The organism is Streptomyces sp. SJL17-4 (assembly GCF_036826855.1).
Lineage (GTDB): Bacteria > Actinomycetota > Actinomycetes > Streptomycetales > Streptomycetaceae > Streptomyces.
The window spans coordinates 1629577-1646537 of record NZ_CP104578.1 but is presented as its reverse complement, the minus strand read 5'-3'; the positions used below and the strand labels follow the sequence as shown (position 1 = coordinate 1646537).

Annotated in this window: 16 protein-coding genes; 12 read left to right on the top strand and 4 right to left on the bottom strand. The window is 72.7% G+C overall.

All coding sequences use genetic code 11. From position 1 onward, the window contains the following. The first annotated feature begins 49 nt into the window (after window positions 1–49). Window positions 50–1861, top strand: a complete 1812-nt coding sequence (ggt, locus tag N5875_RS07320; protein ID WP_338492361.1) for a gamma-glutamyltransferase — start codon at window positions 50–52, stop codon at window positions 1859–1861. Between the two features lie 37 nt (window positions 1862–1898). Here the strand turns inward: ggt and map are convergent, their stop codons facing one another. Further along, the gene (gene map / locus N5875_RS07315) at window positions 1899–2666 is read right to left on the bottom strand and encodes a type I methionyl aminopeptidase (protein ID WP_318212671.1); all 768 of its coding nucleotides are present in this window, start codon (window positions 2664–2666) and stop codon (window positions 1899–1901) included. Between the two features lie 32 nt (window positions 2667–2698). Between map and N5875_RS07310 the strand changes: the two genes are divergently transcribed. Next, the gene (locus tag N5875_RS07310) at window positions 2699–2950 is read left to right on the top strand and encodes a helix-turn-helix transcriptional regulator (protein WP_055601124.1); all 252 of its coding nucleotides are present in this window, start codon (window positions 2699–2701) and stop codon (window positions 2948–2950) included. Between the two features lie 59 nt (window positions 2951–3009). Then, window positions 3010–3582 carry a DinB family protein gene (locus tag N5875_RS07305; RefSeq protein ID WP_318212672.1) on the top strand — a complete coding sequence of 191 codons (573 nt, stop codon included), beginning with the start codon at window positions 3010–3012 and terminating at the stop codon, window positions 3580–3582. 44 nt (window positions 3583–3626) lie between these two features. On the opposite strand, the gene N5875_RS07300 is transcribed toward N5875_RS07305, so the two are convergent. Further along, a complete protein-coding gene (locus tag N5875_RS07300; protein ID WP_318212673.1) occupies window positions 3627–4298 on the bottom strand; it encodes an NAD(P)H-binding protein in 672 nt (223 codons plus the stop codon). A gap of 61 nt (window positions 4299–4359) precedes the next feature. Here N5875_RS07300 and N5875_RS07295 point away from each other — a divergent pair, with 61 nt between their 5' ends. From N5875_RS07295 to N5875_RS07255, 9 genes are all read left to right on the top strand, one after another. Beyond that, entirely contained in the window at window positions 4360–4734 is a 375-nt protein-coding gene (locus N5875_RS07295; RefSeq protein WP_318212674.1) for a helix-turn-helix domain-containing protein, read from the top strand. A 131-nt stretch (window positions 4735–4865) separates the two neighbouring features. Then, window positions 4866–6089 (top strand): alginate lyase family protein, encoded by a 1224-nt coding sequence (locus N5875_RS07290; protein WP_338492357.1) that lies wholly within the window; start codon window positions 4866–4868, stop codon window positions 6087–6089. Between the two features lie 10 nt (window positions 6090–6099). After that, entirely contained in the window at window positions 6100–6483 is a 384-nt protein-coding gene (locus N5875_RS07285; RefSeq protein WP_338492356.1) for a PPOX class F420-dependent oxidoreductase, read from the top strand. A gap of 115 nt (window positions 6484–6598) precedes the next feature. Next, window positions 6599–8164: a UL36 very large tegument protein gene (locus N5875_RS07280; RefSeq protein ID WP_338492355.1), complete on the top strand. Its 1566-nt coding sequence runs from the start codon at window positions 6599–6601 to the stop codon at window positions 8162–8164. 333 nt (window positions 8165–8497) lie between these two features. After that, window positions 8498–9340 (top strand): nitrilase-related carbon-nitrogen hydrolase, encoded by an 843-nt coding sequence (locus N5875_RS07275; RefSeq protein ID WP_318212743.1) that lies wholly within the window; start codon window positions 8498–8500, stop codon window positions 9338–9340. Further along, entirely contained in the window at window positions 9337–10617 is a 1281-nt protein-coding gene (locus N5875_RS07270) for an aspartate aminotransferase family protein (protein WP_318212742.1), read from the top strand. The genes N5875_RS07275 and N5875_RS07270 overlap by 4 nt, the downstream gene beginning before the upstream one ends. Before the next feature lie 79 nt (window positions 10618–10696). Further along, a complete protein-coding gene (gene hydA, locus N5875_RS07265; RefSeq protein ID WP_338492352.1) occupies window positions 10697–12100 on the top strand; it encodes a dihydropyrimidinase in 1404 nt (467 codons plus the stop codon). Window positions 12101–12110: 10 nt separating this feature from the next. Next, window positions 12111–13124, top strand: coding sequence for a TIGR03842 family LLM class F420-dependent oxidoreductase (locus N5875_RS07260; RefSeq protein WP_318212740.1), 1014 nt, complete (start codon window positions 12111–12113; stop codon window positions 13122–13124). Window positions 13125–13388: 264 nt separating this feature from the next. Next, complete coding sequence (locus N5875_RS07255; protein WP_338492350.1) at window positions 13389–14939, top strand: NCS1 family nucleobase:cation symporter-1; 1551 nt, start codon at window positions 13389–13391, stop codon at window positions 14937–14939. Here the strand turns inward: N5875_RS07255 and N5875_RS07250 are convergent. Next, window positions 14893–15705 (bottom strand): serine protease, encoded by an 813-nt coding sequence (locus N5875_RS07250; protein WP_338492349.1) that lies wholly within the window; start codon window positions 15703–15705, stop codon window positions 14893–14895. The two genes, N5875_RS07255 and N5875_RS07250, sit on opposite strands and share 47 nt — an antisense overlap. Before the next feature lie 253 nt (window positions 15706–15958). Continuing rightward, window positions 15959–16846, bottom strand: a complete 888-nt coding sequence (locus tag N5875_RS07245) for a hypothetical protein (protein ID WP_318212737.1) — start codon at window positions 16844–16846, stop codon at window positions 15959–15961. Window positions 16847–16961 lie beyond the last annotated feature (115 nt).

The window sequence follows — 16961 nt, the reverse complement described above, 5'->3', positions numbered from 1 at the left end:
GGCCGGGGGAAGTTACGCTGCGCGGACGGTCATTGACTGGAGGTAGGGAATGCGTCGCTCCGCCGCTGGGAAGGTCTCCGTTCTCGCCGTCGCGGCGACGGTGCTCTCGATGGGTGCCGCCGCCCCGCCCACGGCCCCACCGGCCGCCCCGCCACCTCCGGTCAAGGAGCCCGTCGCCGTCGGCCACGGCGGCGCCGTCGCCAGCGTGGACGCCGACGCGTCGGCCGCCGGTGTCGAGGTGCTCCGCAAGGGCGGCAACGCCGTGGACGCCGCCGTCGCCGTCGCGGCCGCGCTCGGCGTCACCGAGCCCTACTCGGCGGGCATCGGGGGCGGCGGCTACTTCGTCTACTACGACGCGAAGAGCCGTACGGTCCACACCGTCGACGGACGCGAGACCGCGCCGCGCTCGGCCGACGCCGGTCTCTTCGTGGAGAACGGCGCGCCGATCCCCTTCGAGGAGGGGATGACCAGCGGCCTCGGCGTCGGCACCCCCGGCACCCCGGCGACCTGGAAGACCGCCCTCGACGCCTGGGGCAGCAAGCGGCTCGGCACCCTGCTCGAACCCGCCGAGCGGCTCGCCCGCGAGGGCTTCACCGTCGACGCCACCTTCCGTGCGCAGACCGCGGGCAACGAGGCGCGCTTCCGTGACTTCCCCGCCAGTTCCGAACTGTTCCTGCCGGGCGGCCAGTTGCCCGTCGTCGGCTCGGTCTTCAAGAACCCCGACCTGGCCCGTACGTACGAGAAGCTCGGGCGCGAGGGCGTCGGCGCGCTCTACCGGGGCCCGCTCGCCCGGGACATCGTGAACACCGTCCGTACGCCCCCGGTCCGCGAGGGCGCCACCCGGAAGGTCCGGGCCGGCGATCTGACGCAACGGGATCTCGCCGCGTACCGCACCGAGTTCCGCAAGCCCACGAAGGTCTCGTACCGGGACCTCGACGTCTACGGCATGGCCCCGTCCTCCTCCGGCGGGACGAGCGTCGGCGAGGCCCTCAACATCCTGGAGGGCACCGACCTCGCGAGCGCCTCCCCGGCCCGCTATCTGCACCGCTTCATCGAGTCGAGCCGCATCGCCTTCGCCGACCGGGGCCGCTGGGTCGGCGACCCCGCCTTCGAGTCCGTGCCGACGCGCGGGCTGCTCTCCCAGCGGTACGCCGACTCGCGCGCCTGCCTGATCCGGGACGACGCCGCCCTGACCAGCCCCCTCGCGCCCGGCGACCCGAACAGCCCGGTGCCGTGCGCGAGCGGTGGCACGGCGGCCCCGACCACGTACGAGGGGGAGAACACCACTCACCTCACGGTGGCCGACAGGTGGGGCAACGTCGTCGCCTACACCCTCACCATCGAGTCCACCGGCGGCAGCGGGATCACCGTCCCCGGCCGGGGCTTCCTGCTGAACAACGAGCTGACCGACTTCTCCTTCGCCCCGGCGAACCCGGCCGTGCACGATCCGAACCTGCCCGGACCGGGCAAGCGGCCGCGCTCCTCGATCTCGCCGACGATCGTCCTCGACGGGCACGACCGGCCGGTCCTCGCGCTCGGGTCGCCGGGCGGCGCGACCATCATCACCACGGTCCTCCAGACCCTCACCGGGGTCGTCGACCGGGGCCTGCCGCTCGTCGACGCGATCGCCGCGCCGCGGGCCAGCCAGCGCAACCAGGCCACCACCGAACTCGAACCCGGGCTGTGGAACAGCCCGGTCCGGGCGGAGCTCGAAGCCATCGGCCACGGGTTCCGGCAGAACCCGGAGATCGGCGCGGCGACCGGTGTCCAGCGGCTGCCGGACGGCCGGTGGGTGGCCGCGGCCGAGACCGTGCGCCGGGGCGGCGGGTCGGCGATGGTGGTGAGGCCGGCGGGGAAGTAGCGGCGGGAGGGGGGCACACGGGTGCCCCCTCCGCGTCCTACAGCGCCGTCAGCACCCGCGGGCCCTCGTCCGTGATCGCCACCGTGTGCTCCGCGTGCGAGGCGCGCGAGCCGTCGAGCGTGCGGATCGTCCAGCCGTCGCGCGCCGTGTAGTGGTCGTCCGTGCCGCCCCCGATGAGCATGGGCTCGATCGCGAGGACCATCCCGTGGCGCAGCTTCATGCCCCGGCCCGGTCGGCCCTCGTTGGGGACGCCCGGGTCCTCGTGCATCGTGCGGCCGATGCCGTGGCCGCCGAAGCCGTCCGGGATGCCGTACCCGGCGGCGCGGCACACCCGGCCGATCGCGTGCGCGACGTCGCCGACGCGGTTGCCGACGACGGCGGCCGCGATGCCCGCCTCCAGGGCCTCCTCCGCCGCGGCGATCAGCCGGGTGTCCTCCGGCCGGGCCGGGCCGACCGTGAAGCTGATCGCCGAGTCGCCCGCCCAGCCGCCGAGCAGGGCCCCGCAGTCCGCGGAGACCAGGTCGCCCGGGGCGAGCCGGGTGTCGTCCGGGATGCCGTGGACGATGGCGTCGTTCACGGAGACGCACACGACCGCGGGGAACGGCACCGGCGCCCACTCCGGGCGGTAGCCGAGGAAGGGCGATCCGGCACCCGCCTCGGCGAGGACCTCCCGCGCGGCGCGGTCCAGCTCGGTCAGCGCCACTCCGGGCTCTGCCTTCTCCCGTACGGCCGCGAGGGCGCGGGCCACCACCCGCCCCGCCGCACGCATCGCGGTCAGGTTCTCGTCCGTCTTGATCTCCACCATGCCAATTACTATACCGGTATTAGTATGGCGTCATGGTGCGCACACCCCTGACCCCCGAAGAGCGCGAGCGCGGCGAGCGCCTCGGCCTGTTCCTGCGCGAGGCGCGCGGCGAGCGGTCGATGGTCGAGATCGCCGCCGCCGCCGGACTGTCCGCCGAGACCCTCCGCAAGATCGAGACCGGCCGGGCCCCGACCCCGGCGTTCTTCACCGTCGCGGCCCTCGCCCGGGTCCTCGGTCTCTCGATGGACGAGCTGGTCGTCCGGTGCGCGCTCGCGCCGGTCTGACGACCCCGACTCACGGGCGCGCGGAATTCGGTGGCGCACCCGACCGGGCGCGGACGATCATGCGACGCATGAGCGACGAACCCGCACGATGGACCACGGCAACCGTCTACCCCGACATGTGGGCGGACCCGGACGACGATCCCCGCAACAACAACGGCGGTTCCAGCCCGGAGGGCGAGGCCGCGACGCTGCGGGACTCCCTGCGGGACTACCGCCTGACCCTGCGGATGAAGTGCGAGGGGCTGGACGCGGAGCAGCTCGCCCGCCGGTCGGTTCCGCCGTCGACCATGTCGCTGCTCGGCCTGGTCCGGCATCTCGCCGAGGTGGAGCGGGACTGGCGCAACTGGATCACCGACGGTGAACCGCTGCCGAAGCTGTACGGCAAGAAGGACGCGGACTTCGACGGGGCCGTCGCCGAACAGGCCGTGGTCGACGCCGCGTTCGCCGATCTGGAGCGCGAGCAGGCGGCGCTCGACGCCGAGCTGGCCGAGCATCCGGACCTGGGCGCACGTGTGGGGAAGGACGGGATCGCGATCCGGGAGCTGATGGTGCACCGGATCGACGAGTACGCCCGCCACTGCGGACACGCCGATCTGCTGCGCGAGTGCGTCGACGGCAGGGTCGGCCAGTAGGCCGAAGGCGGAGTGGGTGGCGGCGGCACCCGTCGTCCGTCCCCCTAGACCGACACCGCCAGCTGTACGCGGCTGTGGCGCGGCTGGTCGATCTCGTCGAGGAGCGCCCGGGCCAGGTCCCCGTGCGCGATCCGGCCGGCCCCGTCGATCACCGTGCCCACGGCCGTCCGGTAGCCCCCGGTCACCTCCGCCTCCGCGTTCAGGTCGAGCGGCGGCACGACCATCAGCCAGTCGAGCCCCGGCCCCGCCTCGGCGGACAGCAGGTCGAACTCGGCCGCATGCCCCTGTGCGAACATCCGCCACGCCTCGGGGAATTCGGGCGCATCCATGATCCGCACCCCCGGCCCCGTCTCCAGGGTCGTGGCGATCCCCAGGGTCAACAGCCGTGCCACCCCCGCCTCTTCGAGGCCCGCGATCAGCGCCTTGGCCGCCGTGGTGAAGTACTCCTCCGAGGGGACGTCCAGACGGACCGAGGCGTTCAACGCCGCGTCATGGCCGACCGCCAGGGCGGCCACCGAGGCCGCATCGGTGACATCACCCCTTACCACCGTGACCGAACCACCTGCCAGGTCCCCGTACTTCGACGGGTCGCGCACCACCGCCGTCACCCGGTGGCCCCGGGCCACCGCCTCCGCCACGGCCGCGCGACCGACCCGTCCACCCGCTCCGAAGATGACAATGTTCCTGCTCAGGTTGTTGCTCATGTCGTTGCTCATGGCAGGACCGTAGAACCGGAGTACCTGGTTACTTCAACGGTACTGGGCTAGCTTCGGGCACATGAACCAGCCGCTGCCCGCCGACCTCTTCCACGACCCGGACTGCTCCGACCGCGCCCGACCCATCCGCGTCGGCGGCAAGTGGACCGCCGTGGTCCTCCGCTGCCTGGAGGACGGACGGCCGCGCCGCTTCTCCGAGCTGCGCGTCCCGCTCCACTGGATCACCCCCAAGGTCCTCACCGAGACCCTGCGCACCATGGAGCGCGACGGCTTCCTCACCCGCACCGCGTACGACGAGAACCCGCCCCGCGTCGAGTACGCGCTGACCGCCCTCGGCCGCTCGCTGATCGATCCCCTCGACGCCGCCTGCGCGTGGACGCGCGCCCACGTCCCCGAGATCACCGAGGCCAGGACCGCGTACGCGCAGGGCGGCTGACCCCGGGGCAGCCGGTCATCCGACGTGCCGATCGCGCGCCCGGTCATCCGAGGTGCCTCGCGCCGGTCGCCGGTCATCCGGGGAGCCTACTCCCGGATGCGTGTCCCGGTGCTCTCGGCGACCGTGGACCCGTGCACCGTCGACAGAAGATCCTTCTCGCCGCGCTCCTCGGTCCGGCGCTCCTGCTCGGCACGGCCTGCGGCGCCGGGGACACCGGCCCCGGGACCGGCGCGGAGGCCGTGCCAGCCGCCGTCGCCCCCGAGCGGTTCCGCCACCCCGGCGTCCTCGTCGGCGGCGCGCAGCTCGAAGCGGTGCGCCGCCGGGTGGCCGCCGGGGAGGAGCCCTGGACCTCGGCGTACAAGGCGATGGGGAAGAGCGCGTACGCCTCGCTCGACTACACGCCCCACCCGGCCAGGATCGTCGCCTGCGCGTCCAACGCCGGCACGGACGCCTGCGTCGCCGAGCGCGAGGACGCCATCGCCGCCTACACCCACGCCCTCATGTGGTCGGTGTCCGGCGACACCGCGCACGCCGCCAAGGCCGTCGCGATCATGGACGCCTGGTCGAAGACGGTGAAGGAGCACACCCGCGACGACGCCGACCTCCAGACCGCCTGGTCGGGCTCCTCCTGGGCGCGTGCCGCCGAGATCGTGCACGCCGGGTACCCGGCGTGGGGCGGCCCCGCCGTGCAGCGCTTCAAGTGGATGCTGCGCAAGGCCTACCTGCCCGCCGTCACCTCCAAAGTGCCCGACCACAACGGCAACTGGGAGCTGGCGATGACCGACGCGGCCATCGGGATGGCGGTCTTCCTGGAGGACCGTACGGTCTTCGAGGACGCGGTGCGGCGCTACCGCGCGCGGGTCCCCGCGTACTTCTACCTCTCCTCCGACGGAGCACTGCCCAAACCGCCGCCCGGCGGGACGATCGACACGGCCGACGAGCTGGCCACGTACTGGTTCGGGCAGCGCACCTACGCCGACGGGCTCGGCCAGGAGACCTGCCGCAACTTCATGCACATCGGGTACTCGCTCGCCGCCACCGCCCACATCGCCGAGACCGCCTGGCACCAGGGCGTCGACCTCTACCGCGAGGAGGCGGAACGAATCGGCGCGGCCCTGGAGTTCCACGCCCGCTACCAGCTCGGCGCGACCGCCCCGAAATGGCTCTGCGGCGGCAAGGTCGAGCGGACCATGGGCCCGGACGTCGAGGTCGCCCTCAACCACCTCGAAGGACGGATGGGCATGAAGCTCCCCCAGACCGCGAAGCTCGCCCTGAGCCAGCGGCCGGGCGGAACGGACGACCTCTTCGTCGCCTGGGAGACCCTGACCCACGCCTCCAACCCGACCCCGGCATAGGCTTCCGGGCATGATGCCCGAAGAGCTGCGACGCGGCCGCTACGTCAGCCTGACCACCTACCGCAAGAACGGCACGGGGGTCGCGACACCCGTCTGGTACGCGGTGGACGGCGACGAGCTGTACGCCCTGTCCCGCACGGACGCCTGGAAGGTCAAGCGGCTGGGGAACGACCCGAAGGTCGAGGTCGCCCTCTGCGACCTGCGCGGCAACATCGCCGAGGGTGCCGCGCGCTTCGCCGGCGAGGGCCGGCTGGTGACGGGGGAGGAGCTGCGCCGGATACGGGGGCTGCTCTCGCGCAAGTACACCTGGCAGTACTGGCTGGGCGACGTGCCCGCCATGATCTTCCGGCGCGGGAAGCGCCCGCACACCGGGATCGTCGTGCGGTTCGGGTGAATTGGGCGGTAGGGCACGCGCAGGAAAACGGTCCGTAGTCGTCCCGTAACACGACTGCGGTCCAATACCCGCGGACCGGAAGGTTCCAGTCGACGGCGGGGCAGGTGCGGATCGCATGACGGTGTATCAACTCCCGGTGGAAGTGGCTGTGTTCAGGCACTGGCTGACGGATCTCACGCGCCGCGTGCCGCCGGTCGGCGGCTGGTACGGAGTCTTCGCCGAACGCGACCCGGAGGGGCTGCGCGCCTGCTTCGACGGGACGGAGATCCTGCCCTGGGACATCGTCGAGTCCCTGCTCCAGGACGCCGGCGAACCGTTCGGGGGGCCGTTCGCACTCCGGGGCAGGACGCTGTACGAGGCGGCCACCGGCGCCCACGACCGCCGCCCCGGCGGAGCGGAGGCGCTCACCGAACGCCGGGAGCTGATGGCACGGGAACGCCGGTACGCCGAGTCCCGGGCTCGCGAACTGGGCGACCGGCTCCGGGTGACCCCGGCTCCGGGCCCGGACGAGACGGCCCGCCTGGAGCACGACCTGGCCTGGACGCGCGACGACCACGCGAGGGCGACGGCGCGGGTGGCCGACCTGACGGCGCGGCTCGCGCGGCTCGGGGAGTGGGGGAAGGGCGGGGCCACGGAGGAGGCGACGCCGACGCCTCCTGCCCCGGACGGTCCCTCCTGGCCCGTTCCGCCGTCGACGGCGACGCCCCCTGTCTCACCTGACGAGCCTCCCGCCCCGCGTACCGCGCTGCCAGGTCCACCTGACGAGCCTCCCGCCCGTCGTGCCGAGCCTCCCGCTCCTCCTGCGAGGCCTCCGGCTCCGCCCGCCGAGCTTCCCGCCCCATCCGCCGAGCCTCCCGCCCCTCCTGTTGAGCCCCGCGCCCGCCCCGCCAGGGTCAAGCGCCGCCCGCGTGGCGCGCGCTACGCCTGGCTGGACGGCGGGGCAGAGGATCAGGGGCCGGTGGCCGCGCCCGCACCCGTGTCCCTACTCCCGGCCGGGGGAGCGGCGCCGCGAGGGGCCCGGTTCGGGGGCGCCGCCCAGTCCGCCGAGGCCGCCGAGCCGGGCGGCGGCGGACGCGCCGGCGCTGGACGCGCCGGCGACCCCGGCGGCGGCGCCGCCGACCCGACGGCGCTCTCCGAGGCCGACCCCGCCGAGGGGGCCCGCGCCGCGGCCAACGCGGTCTACGCGCTCCAGCGGCTCCGCGCCCAGGGCCGTAGCGGCGAGGCGCACGCGCTGCTCTGCGAGGCGCTCAACGGGCCCCCCGCCCGGCTGCCCGCCCTCGCCGGGGAACTGCACCGGGCCGGGCTGGGCGCCGACTGGTCCATCCTGCTCTGGGAAGCGGCCTCGCTGCCGCCCGGCCGGCTCGCCGCCGTCGCCGGGGTGCTCGCCGACGCGGGTCGGGCCGCCGACTGCGAGCAGCTTCTCCGCCAGGGCGTCGCGCGCCCCGCCGGGGAACTCGCCGGAGCGTGCGCCGCCCTGCGCGCCGACGGCCACCACCGTGAGGCCCACGCGCTGCTCACCGCCTTCGTCCGGGTCCGCGCCCCCGAGGACGCGGCCCGCCTCGCGGCGGAGGACCCGAAGGGGCTCGCGCCCCAACTCCTCGAAGCCGCCCGAGCGGTGTCCGCGGCCCGCGAGAGCGACCTCCTGCACGCCCTCCGCGTGGCCGGCCTCGCGGGCGCGTGATCCGCCCGCCCCCGCCCCGCATGCCCCCGCCCGGCCCCGCCCCGCCGGTTCCGGCGCCGGGCCCGGCGGCCTCCAGTCGCACGCCCCGGATGTCCGCCCGGCTCGGGGGCCCGCCCCTGGACGTCTCCGTCATGCCCGGACGTGCAGGTACAGGTCTGTACGTGTACGTGTCGGTACGTGTCCGACGTGGACCACTCGGGTATGAAACATGATCGACCCCACCGCTTCCCGGCGGCGGTCTTGCTCCGAGGTGTGACGGGGCTTACGTTCTCCTCCTACGCACCGCGTCTACGTGCGTAGAGGCTCTCTGACGCCGTGCCGAAGGAGCAGATCATGACCGACGTCGTACGCGCCGCGCTCGTCCAGGCGACCTGGACCGGCGACACCGAATCCATGATCGCCAAACACGAGGAGTACGCCCGGGAGGCCGCCCGTCAGGGCGCCAAGGTGATCGGCTTCCAGGAGGTGTTCAACGCCCCCTACTTCTGCCAGGTCCAGGAGCCCGAGCACTACCGCTGGGCCGAGCCCGTCCCCGACGGCCCCACCGTCAGCCGGATGCGGGACCTCGCCCGGGAGACCGGGATGGTGATCGTGGTGCCCGTCTTCGAGGTCGAGAGCGAGGGCTTCTACTACAACACCGCCGCCGTGATCGACGCCGACGGCAGCTACCTCGGCAAGTACCGCAAGCACCACATCCCCCAGGTGAAGGGCTTCTGGGAGAAGTACTACTTCCGCCCGGGGAACGCCGGCTGGCCGGTCTTCGACACCGCCGTCGGGCGCGTCGGCGTCTACATCTGCTACGACCGGCACTTCCCGGAGGGCTGGCGCCAACTAGGACTCAACGGCGCCCAGTTGGTCTACAACCCCTCGGCCACCCACCGCGGCCTCTCCTCCTACCTCTGGCAGCTGGAGCAGCCCGCCGCGGCCGTCGCCAACGAGTACTTCGTCGCCGCCATCAACCGTGTCGGCATCGAGGAGTACGGCGACAACGACTTCTACGGCACGAGCTACTTCGTCGACCCGCGCGGCCAGTTCGTCGGCGACGTCGCCTCCGACAAGACCGAGGAACTCCTCGTCCGCGACCTCGACTTCGGCCTGATCGAGCAGGTACGCCAGCAGTGGGCGTTCTACCGGGACCGGCGCCCCGACGCGTACGACGGGCTGGTGCAGCCGTGAGCAGTCTCTTCGACCGGCACAAGGCCGTCATTCCCGACTGGGTCGCCCTCTACTACAAGGACCCCCTCGAGATCACCCATGGCGAGGGCCGCCATGTCTGGGACGCCGACGGGCGCCGGTACCTCGACTTCTTCGGCGGCATCCTCACCACCATGACCGCCCACGCCCTGCCCGAGGTCACCAAGGCCGTCGCCGAGCAGGCCGGGCGGATCATCCACTCCTCGACGCTCTACCTCAACCGCCCGATGGTGGAGCTCGCCGAGCGGATCGCCGGACTGTCCGGCATCCCCGACGCCCGCGTCTTCTTCACCACCTCCGGCACCGAGGCCAACGACACGGCGCTGCTCCTCGCGACCGCGTACCGCCGGTCGAACCAGATCCTCGCCATGCGGAACAGCTACCACGGCCGTTCCTTCTCCACCGTCGGCATCACCGGCAACCGCGCCTGGTCGCCCACCAGCCTCTCGCCGCTGCAGACCCTGTACGTCCACGGCGGCGTCCGTACGCGCGGCCCGTACGCCCAGTACACCGACGACCGGTTCATCGAGGCCTGCGTCGCCGACCTCGAGGACCTCCTCGGGCACACCCGGGACGTCGCCGCGCTCATCGCCGAACCCATCCAGGGCGTCGGCGGCTTCACCGCACCGCCCGACGGTCTGTACGCCGCCTTCCGCCGGGTCCTCGACCGGCACGGCATCCTGTGGATCTCCGACGAGGTGCAGACGGGCTGGGGTCGTACCGGCGAGCACTTCTGGGGCTGGCAGGCGCACGAGCAGGCCGGGCCGCCCGACATCCTCACCTTCGCCAAGGGCATCGGCAACGGCATGTCCGTCGGCGGAGTCGTCGCCCGCGCCGACATCATGAACAGCATCGACGCCAACTCCATCTCCACCTTCGGCGGTTCGCCCGTCACCATGGCCGCCGGCCTCGCCAACCTCTCGTACCTCCTGGAGCACGACCTCCAGGGCAACGCCCGCCGGGTCGGCGGTCTGCTCATCGAGCGGATCAGGGCCGCCTGCGCCGGAGTCGAGGCGGTACGGGAGGTCCGCGGCCGCGGCCTCATGATCGGCATCGAGCTCACCGAACCGGGCACCGAACGGGCGAACCCGGACGCGGCCGCCGCCGTCCTGGAGGCCGCCCGCGAGAACGGCCTGCTGATCGGCAAGGGCGGCGGGCACAACACCAGCATCCTGCGCATCGCCCCGCCGCTCTCGCTGACCGTCGCCGAGGCGGAGGAGGGCGCGGCGATGCTCGAAGCGGCCCTGCGAGAGCTGTAGCCCCTCGTCCCGCCGTATCGAGAGCCACATCGTCCCGCCGTATCGAGACCGGCCCGCCGTATCGAGCAGGGAGAGTTCCGTGAGCACCCGAACCGTCATCCGGGGCGGCCTCGTCGTCACCGCCGCCGACGAACTCCACGCCGACGTGCTGATCGAGGACGGCCGCGTGGTCGCCCTCGCGGCCCACGGCTCCGACGCGGCGGCCGCCTGGACCGCCGACCGTACGATCGACGCCACCGACCGCTACGTGCTGCCCGGTGGCGTCGACGCCCACACCCACATGGAGCTGCCCTTCGGCGGCACCTTCGCCTCCGACACCTTCGAGACGGGCACCCGCGCCGCCGCCTGGGGCGGCACCACCACCATCGTCGACTTCGCCGTCCAGAGCGTCGGCCACACTCTGCGCGAGGGACTCGACGCCTGGTACGCCAAGGCCGACGGCAACTGCGCGATCGACTACGCCTTCCACATGATCCTCTCCGACGTCAACGAGCACACGCTCAAGGAGATGGACCGGCTCGTCCAGGAGGGGATCACCTCCTTCAAGCTCTTCATGGCCTACCCCGGCGTCTTCTACAGCGACGACGGCAAGATCCTGCGCGCCATGCAGCGATCCGCCGACAACGGCGGGCTGATCATGATGCACGCCGAGAACGGCATCGCCATCGACGTCCTCGTCGAGCAGGCCCTCGCGCGCGGCGAGACCGACCCGCGCTACCACGGGGAGGTCCGCAAGGCGCTCCTGGAGGCGGAGGCCACCCATCGGGCGATCCAGCTGGCCCGGGTGGCGGGCGCGCCGCTGTACGTCGTGCACGTCTCGGCGGAGGAGGCGGTCGCCGAGATCGCGGCGGCCCGCGACAAGGGGCTGCCCGTCTTCGGCGAGACCTGTCCCCAGTACCTCTTCCTCTCCACCGACAACCTCGCGGAGCCGGGCTTCGAGGGCGCGAAGTACGTGTGCAGCACCCCGCTCCGGCCGCAGGAACACCAGGCGGCGCTCTGGCGGGGACTGCGGACGAACGACCTCCAGGTGGTGTCGACCGACCACTGCCCGTTCTGCTTCACCGGCCAGAAGGACCTCGGGCGCGGCGACTTCTCCAAGATCCCCAACGGGCTCCCCGGGGTGGAGAACCGCATGGACCTCCTTCACCAGGCCGTCGTCGACGGGCACATCTCGCGCCGCCGCTGGATCGAGATCGCCTGCGCCACCCCGGCAAGGATGTTCGGCCTCTACCCGCAGAAGGGCACGATCGCCCCGGGCGCCGACGCCGATGTCGTGATCTACGACCCGCACGCCGTCCAGACCCTGTCCGTGGAGACCCACCACATGAACGTCGACTACTCGGCGTACGAGGGGAAGACGGTCACCGGCCAGGTCGAGACCGTCCTCTCGCGGGGCGAGGTCGTCATCGAGCAGCGCAAGTACGTCGGCAACGCCGGCCACGGCACGTTCGTGCCGCGTTCCACCTGTCAGTACCTGAACTAGGAGAACGACGTTGGACTTCGGACTCGTCCTGCAGACCGACCCGCCCGCCTCGCAGGTCGTCGGGCTGATGCGCCGGGCGGAACGCAACGGCTTCCGCTACGGCTGGACCTTCGACTCCGCCGTGCTGTGGCAGGAACCCTTCGTCATCTACAGCCAGATCCTCGAACACACCACCAAGCTGCACGTGGGCCCGATGGTCACCAACCCGGGGACCCGTACATGGGAGGTGACCGCCTCCACCTTCGCCACGCTCAACGACATGTTCGGCAACCGGACGGTCTGCGGCATCGGCCGCGGCGACTCGGCGATGCGCGTCGCCGGACGCAGGCCCAACACCCTGGCCCGCCTCGGCGAGGCCATCGACGTCATCCGCGACCTGGCGGAGGGCCGTGAGGCGACGGTGGACGGCAACCCGATCCACATCCCCTGGATCAAGAACGGCAAGCTGCCCGTCTGGATGGCGGCGTACGGCCCCAAGGCACTCGCCCTCGCCGGGCAGAAGGCCGACGGCTTCATCCTCCAGCTGGCCGACCCGTTCCTCACGGAGTGGATGGTCAAGGCGGTCCGCCAGGCCGCCACCGACGCCGGCCGCGACCCCGACGCGCTCACCATCTGCGTGGCCGCGCCCGCCTACGTCACCGCCGACGACTCCCCGCAGGCCCTGGCCCACGCCCGCGACCAGTGCCGCTGGTTCGGCGGCATGGTCGGCAACCACGTCGCCGACCTGGTCGCCAAGTACGGCGAGCACTCCGACATGGTCCCCGAGGAGCTCACCGCGTACATCAAGGACCGGCACGGCTACGACTACTCCCACCACGGCCGCGCCGGGAACCCCGACACCCAGTTCGTTCCCGACGAGATCGTCGACCGCTTCTGCCTCCTGGGCCCGGCCGAGGCCCACATCGAGAAGCTGCGGCGGCTGCGGGAGATGGGCGTGGACCAGTTCGCCGTGTACGCCATGCACGACGCGAAGGAGACCACGATCGACGCCTACGGCTCCGAGATCATCCCCACCCTTCGCTGACACCAGGGGCGGCGGTCCGCGCGGAGCCGGAAAGGTCGGGCGACGGCGGTCCGTGGGCGGGCAGCCGTAGGCGTCTCGTGCGGCGTCCGACGTGGTGCCGGGGGGCTACCCGCGTCCCACGTCGAGTGGAAGAATCAGTCCCCAACTCCTTGGCGGCAAATGGTCCTTGACAGACCGCCACGGAGTCGTTCCGGCATGGCACCCCGCGCCCGCCCCGGGCGACACCTCGTTCCGTCCTCCCCGCCGAACGAAGGGTTCCTCCGCATGACCGCGACAGTCCCCCCGGAAAGATCCGCAGACCCCTCCGAACTCGCCGCACCCGGCGGCCGCGTCGAGCTCGTTCCCGGCACCGCCCCCGCCGACCCCCGCTTCGTCAACGAGGACCTGCTCCCCGTCCCCGTCGCCCAACGCCGCTGGAGCACCTACAACTTCGCCGCCCTCTGGGTCGGCATGGCCCACAACATCCCCTCCTGGATGCTCGCCTCCGGTCTCGTCGCCCTCGGCATGGACTGGAAGCAGGCGGTGCTCACCATCGCCCTCGCCAATGTCGTCGTCCTGCTGCCGATGCTGCTCACCGGGCACGCCGGACCCAAGTACGGCATCCCCTTCCCCGTCCTCGCCCGCGCCTCCTTCGGTCTGCGCGGAGCGAACCTGCCCGCCCTCATCCGGGCCGGGGTCGCCTGCGCCTGGTTCGGCATCCAGACGTGGATCGGCGGCCAGGGCATCTTCGTCCTGCTCGACAAGGTCTTCGGCGGCGGCTGGGCGGACGCGTCGAGGATCGGCGGCCAGCCGTGGACCCTCTGGCTCTGCTTCGTCCTCTTCTGGGCCCTCGAACTCGCCATCATCTACCGGGGGATGGAGGCCCTGCGCCGCTTCGAGAACTGGGCCGCCCCCTTCGTCATCGTCGGTGCGCTCGTCCTCCTCGGCTGGATCGCCGTCAAGGCCGGCGGCCTCGGGCCGCTGCTCGACCAGCCGTCGAAGCTCGGCTGGGGCGCCGACTTCTGGCCCGTCTTCTTCCCCGCCCTCATGGGCATGATCGCCTTCTGGGCGACGCTCAGTCTCAACATCCCCGACTTCACCCGCTTCGGCGCCGGCCAGCGCGCGCAGGTCTGGGGTCAGAGCCTCGGACTCCCCACCACCATGACCCTGTTCGCGCTGCTCTCGGTGCTCGTCACCTCCGGCTCGCAGGCCGTGTACGGGGCGCCCGTCTGGGACCCGGTGGCGCTGGCGGCCAAGAGCGACAACGTCTTCGGGCTGCTCTTCGCCCTGGTGACCGTGTTGGTGGCGACCCTCTCCGTGAACATCGCGGCGAACGTCGTCTCCCCGGCGTACGACCTCGCCAACCTCGCCCCGAAACTGGTCGACTTCCGTACGGGCGCGCTGATCACCGGTGTCGTGGGCGTGCTCATCATGCCGTGGAAGCTCACCGCCACGCCCGAGCTGTACATCTTCACCTGGCTCGGCCTGGTCGGCGGTCTCCTCGGTACGGTCGCGGGCATCCTGATCGCCGACTACTGGCTCGTCCGCCGTACCGTCCTCGACCTGGCGGGGCTCTACCGGGCCGACGGGCCCTACTGGTACCGGGGAGGCTGGAACCCGGCGGCGGTGCTCGCCTTCGCGGTCGGCGGCGTCCTCGCCGTCGGGGGCTCCCACTCCGCCCCGGGCACCGGCCCCTTCCCCGAGGACGGTCTGATCCCCTTCCTGAAACCCCTGTCCGACTACGGCTGGGCCGTCGGTCTCGCCGCCTCCCTGCTCCTCTACACCGCCCTCATGAGGCGCGGGGGAGCCGGCCGATCGTCCGCTCGATCCAGCTGAGGTAGGAGCGCACGCGGGTGTTCACGGCAGGGGTGTCGGTGGCGCACTCCTTGCCGTAGGACACCAGGCCGACGACGTACGGCCGTCCCCGGACCAACCGGACAAGCGGGCCGCCGGAGTCGTACTGGCAGGTGTCCCGCCCGGGGGCGTACGTGCAGATCTGGCTGGGGGTGATCTGGGCCATGCCACGGTCAGCACAGTCCGAGTTGGTCATGGTGGTGAGGGCCACGGTCCGCAGCACGTCGGACGTGCGGCCGCCGAACGAGGTGGTGCCCCAGCCCGGCACCTCGACCCGGGTGCCGTCGGTGCTGCCGGGTGCGGACGCCGCGGGCAGCTCGATCGGGCGCACATGGCGGTTGAGGGCGAGGGGCTCGGCGAGCTCGACCAGGGCGATGTCGTTCCGCTGGGTGCCGGGGTCGTACTCCGGGTGCGGGACGAAGCGGGCGGGCGCGGCCAGGAGCGCGTGGGGGCTGTCGGATCCGGTCGTCAGGTCGTGGTCGCCGAGCAGTACGCCCACCCGCGTGGGATCGCTGTACGAGCCCGTCAGACAGTGGGCGGCGGTGAGGACGTAGCGGTCACCGATCAGTGCCCCGCCGCACATCACCCGCCGTTCGAGGACGTCCACGAGTCCCGCCATGAAGGGGTACTGGTGCGGCCGTGCCTCCTGTCCGCCGACCACCGCCTGCGCGGGCGGCGCGATCCCGAGCGGGCTCACCGTGAGCACCGCGCCCGCGACCGCCGCCAGCAACCTCTTCGCCCGTGCCACCTGATCTCCGTACCGTCGACGCCGTGTCTCCGGGCCCAGGGAGTGCGGAGACGTTTCCGCACGTCCTCCGCACGTCCACCGCCCGCCGTCCCGGCCCGCATGGGCTCAACGACGGGGGCCGGATACGGTCACCTGCTCGCGGGGCCGGACCGGTGACCGCGCGACCGGCCGGGTACGGCGACCGGCCGGCCGGGTACGGCGACCGGACGGCCGGGTACGGCCACCGGACGGCCGGGTACGGCCACCGGACGGGTCAGCGGTCGGCGTCCGGGGCCCAGCCCGGTACGTGGGTCGCCGCGGCCGCGTCCCAGGCGGGAGCACCTCCGGGGAAGGGCCAGGCCCGGGTGAGGTCGTACCCGTTGGCGATCGACCTCAGGTCGGCCGCGAGACTGCGGCTCTGGTGGGCGATCCGCGCTGTGGCGAGCGGGCCCTCCAGGGCGGCGACCCGCTTCTCGTACTCCTCCACGGGACGGGCGGACATGAGCGCCACCCACTCGGGGTTCACGGCCGCCCGCGCGAGGATCAGCACCTCCGGTCGCCCGCCCTCCGCGAGCGCCGCCGTCAGACGGTCGTGACCGTCGAGCACCACGGGGGAGTTGAGTCCGCTGATCCACCAGGCGAACACGGGCGGGAGGACACCCTCCCGGTACTGACGGCGGTACGCCTTCACCCGCGGCGCCTGCGGGTCCGACAGCGCCCGCAGGGGCAGCAGATCGCGCGCGTCCTCCACCGGATCGCCGTAGCCGAACCAGGTCAGATGGCCCCGGTCGGGGTCGTGGGCGAGGAGTTTCGGCCAGTTGACGGGCTTGAACCACCGGTGGAGGTCAGGGACCAGCCGCCACGCGCCCGCGTGCAGCGGCCCCTCGGCGGCCGAGCGGAGCTCCGGCTCCGCGTGGGCGGCCCAGCGCTCCGACCACTCCGCCGACCCCGGCGCCGCGAACTCCGCGACCGCACGGGCCCGTTCGGCCCGGAGCGGGGCGAGCGGGGAGACGTACCGGCCGGTGCGCGCGTAGTGCAGGCCATAGTGAGTGGCCCGCTGCCGGGCGAAGAGCACGGGGGCGGCGCCCTGCATGAGCACAAGGCGTCGTCCGTCGGCGCACTCCATCCGCAACCCCGGCTTCACCGGCCCCTCGACACGCATGCCGCCACCCTACGCAGCCGGCCCGTCGGCGGGCCACGGAGAACTGGTGGCGGGCCGGGGCGCGGGCAGGCCCGGTGGCAGCCCGGGGCGGCGGCCAGGCTCGGTCGTGGCCCCG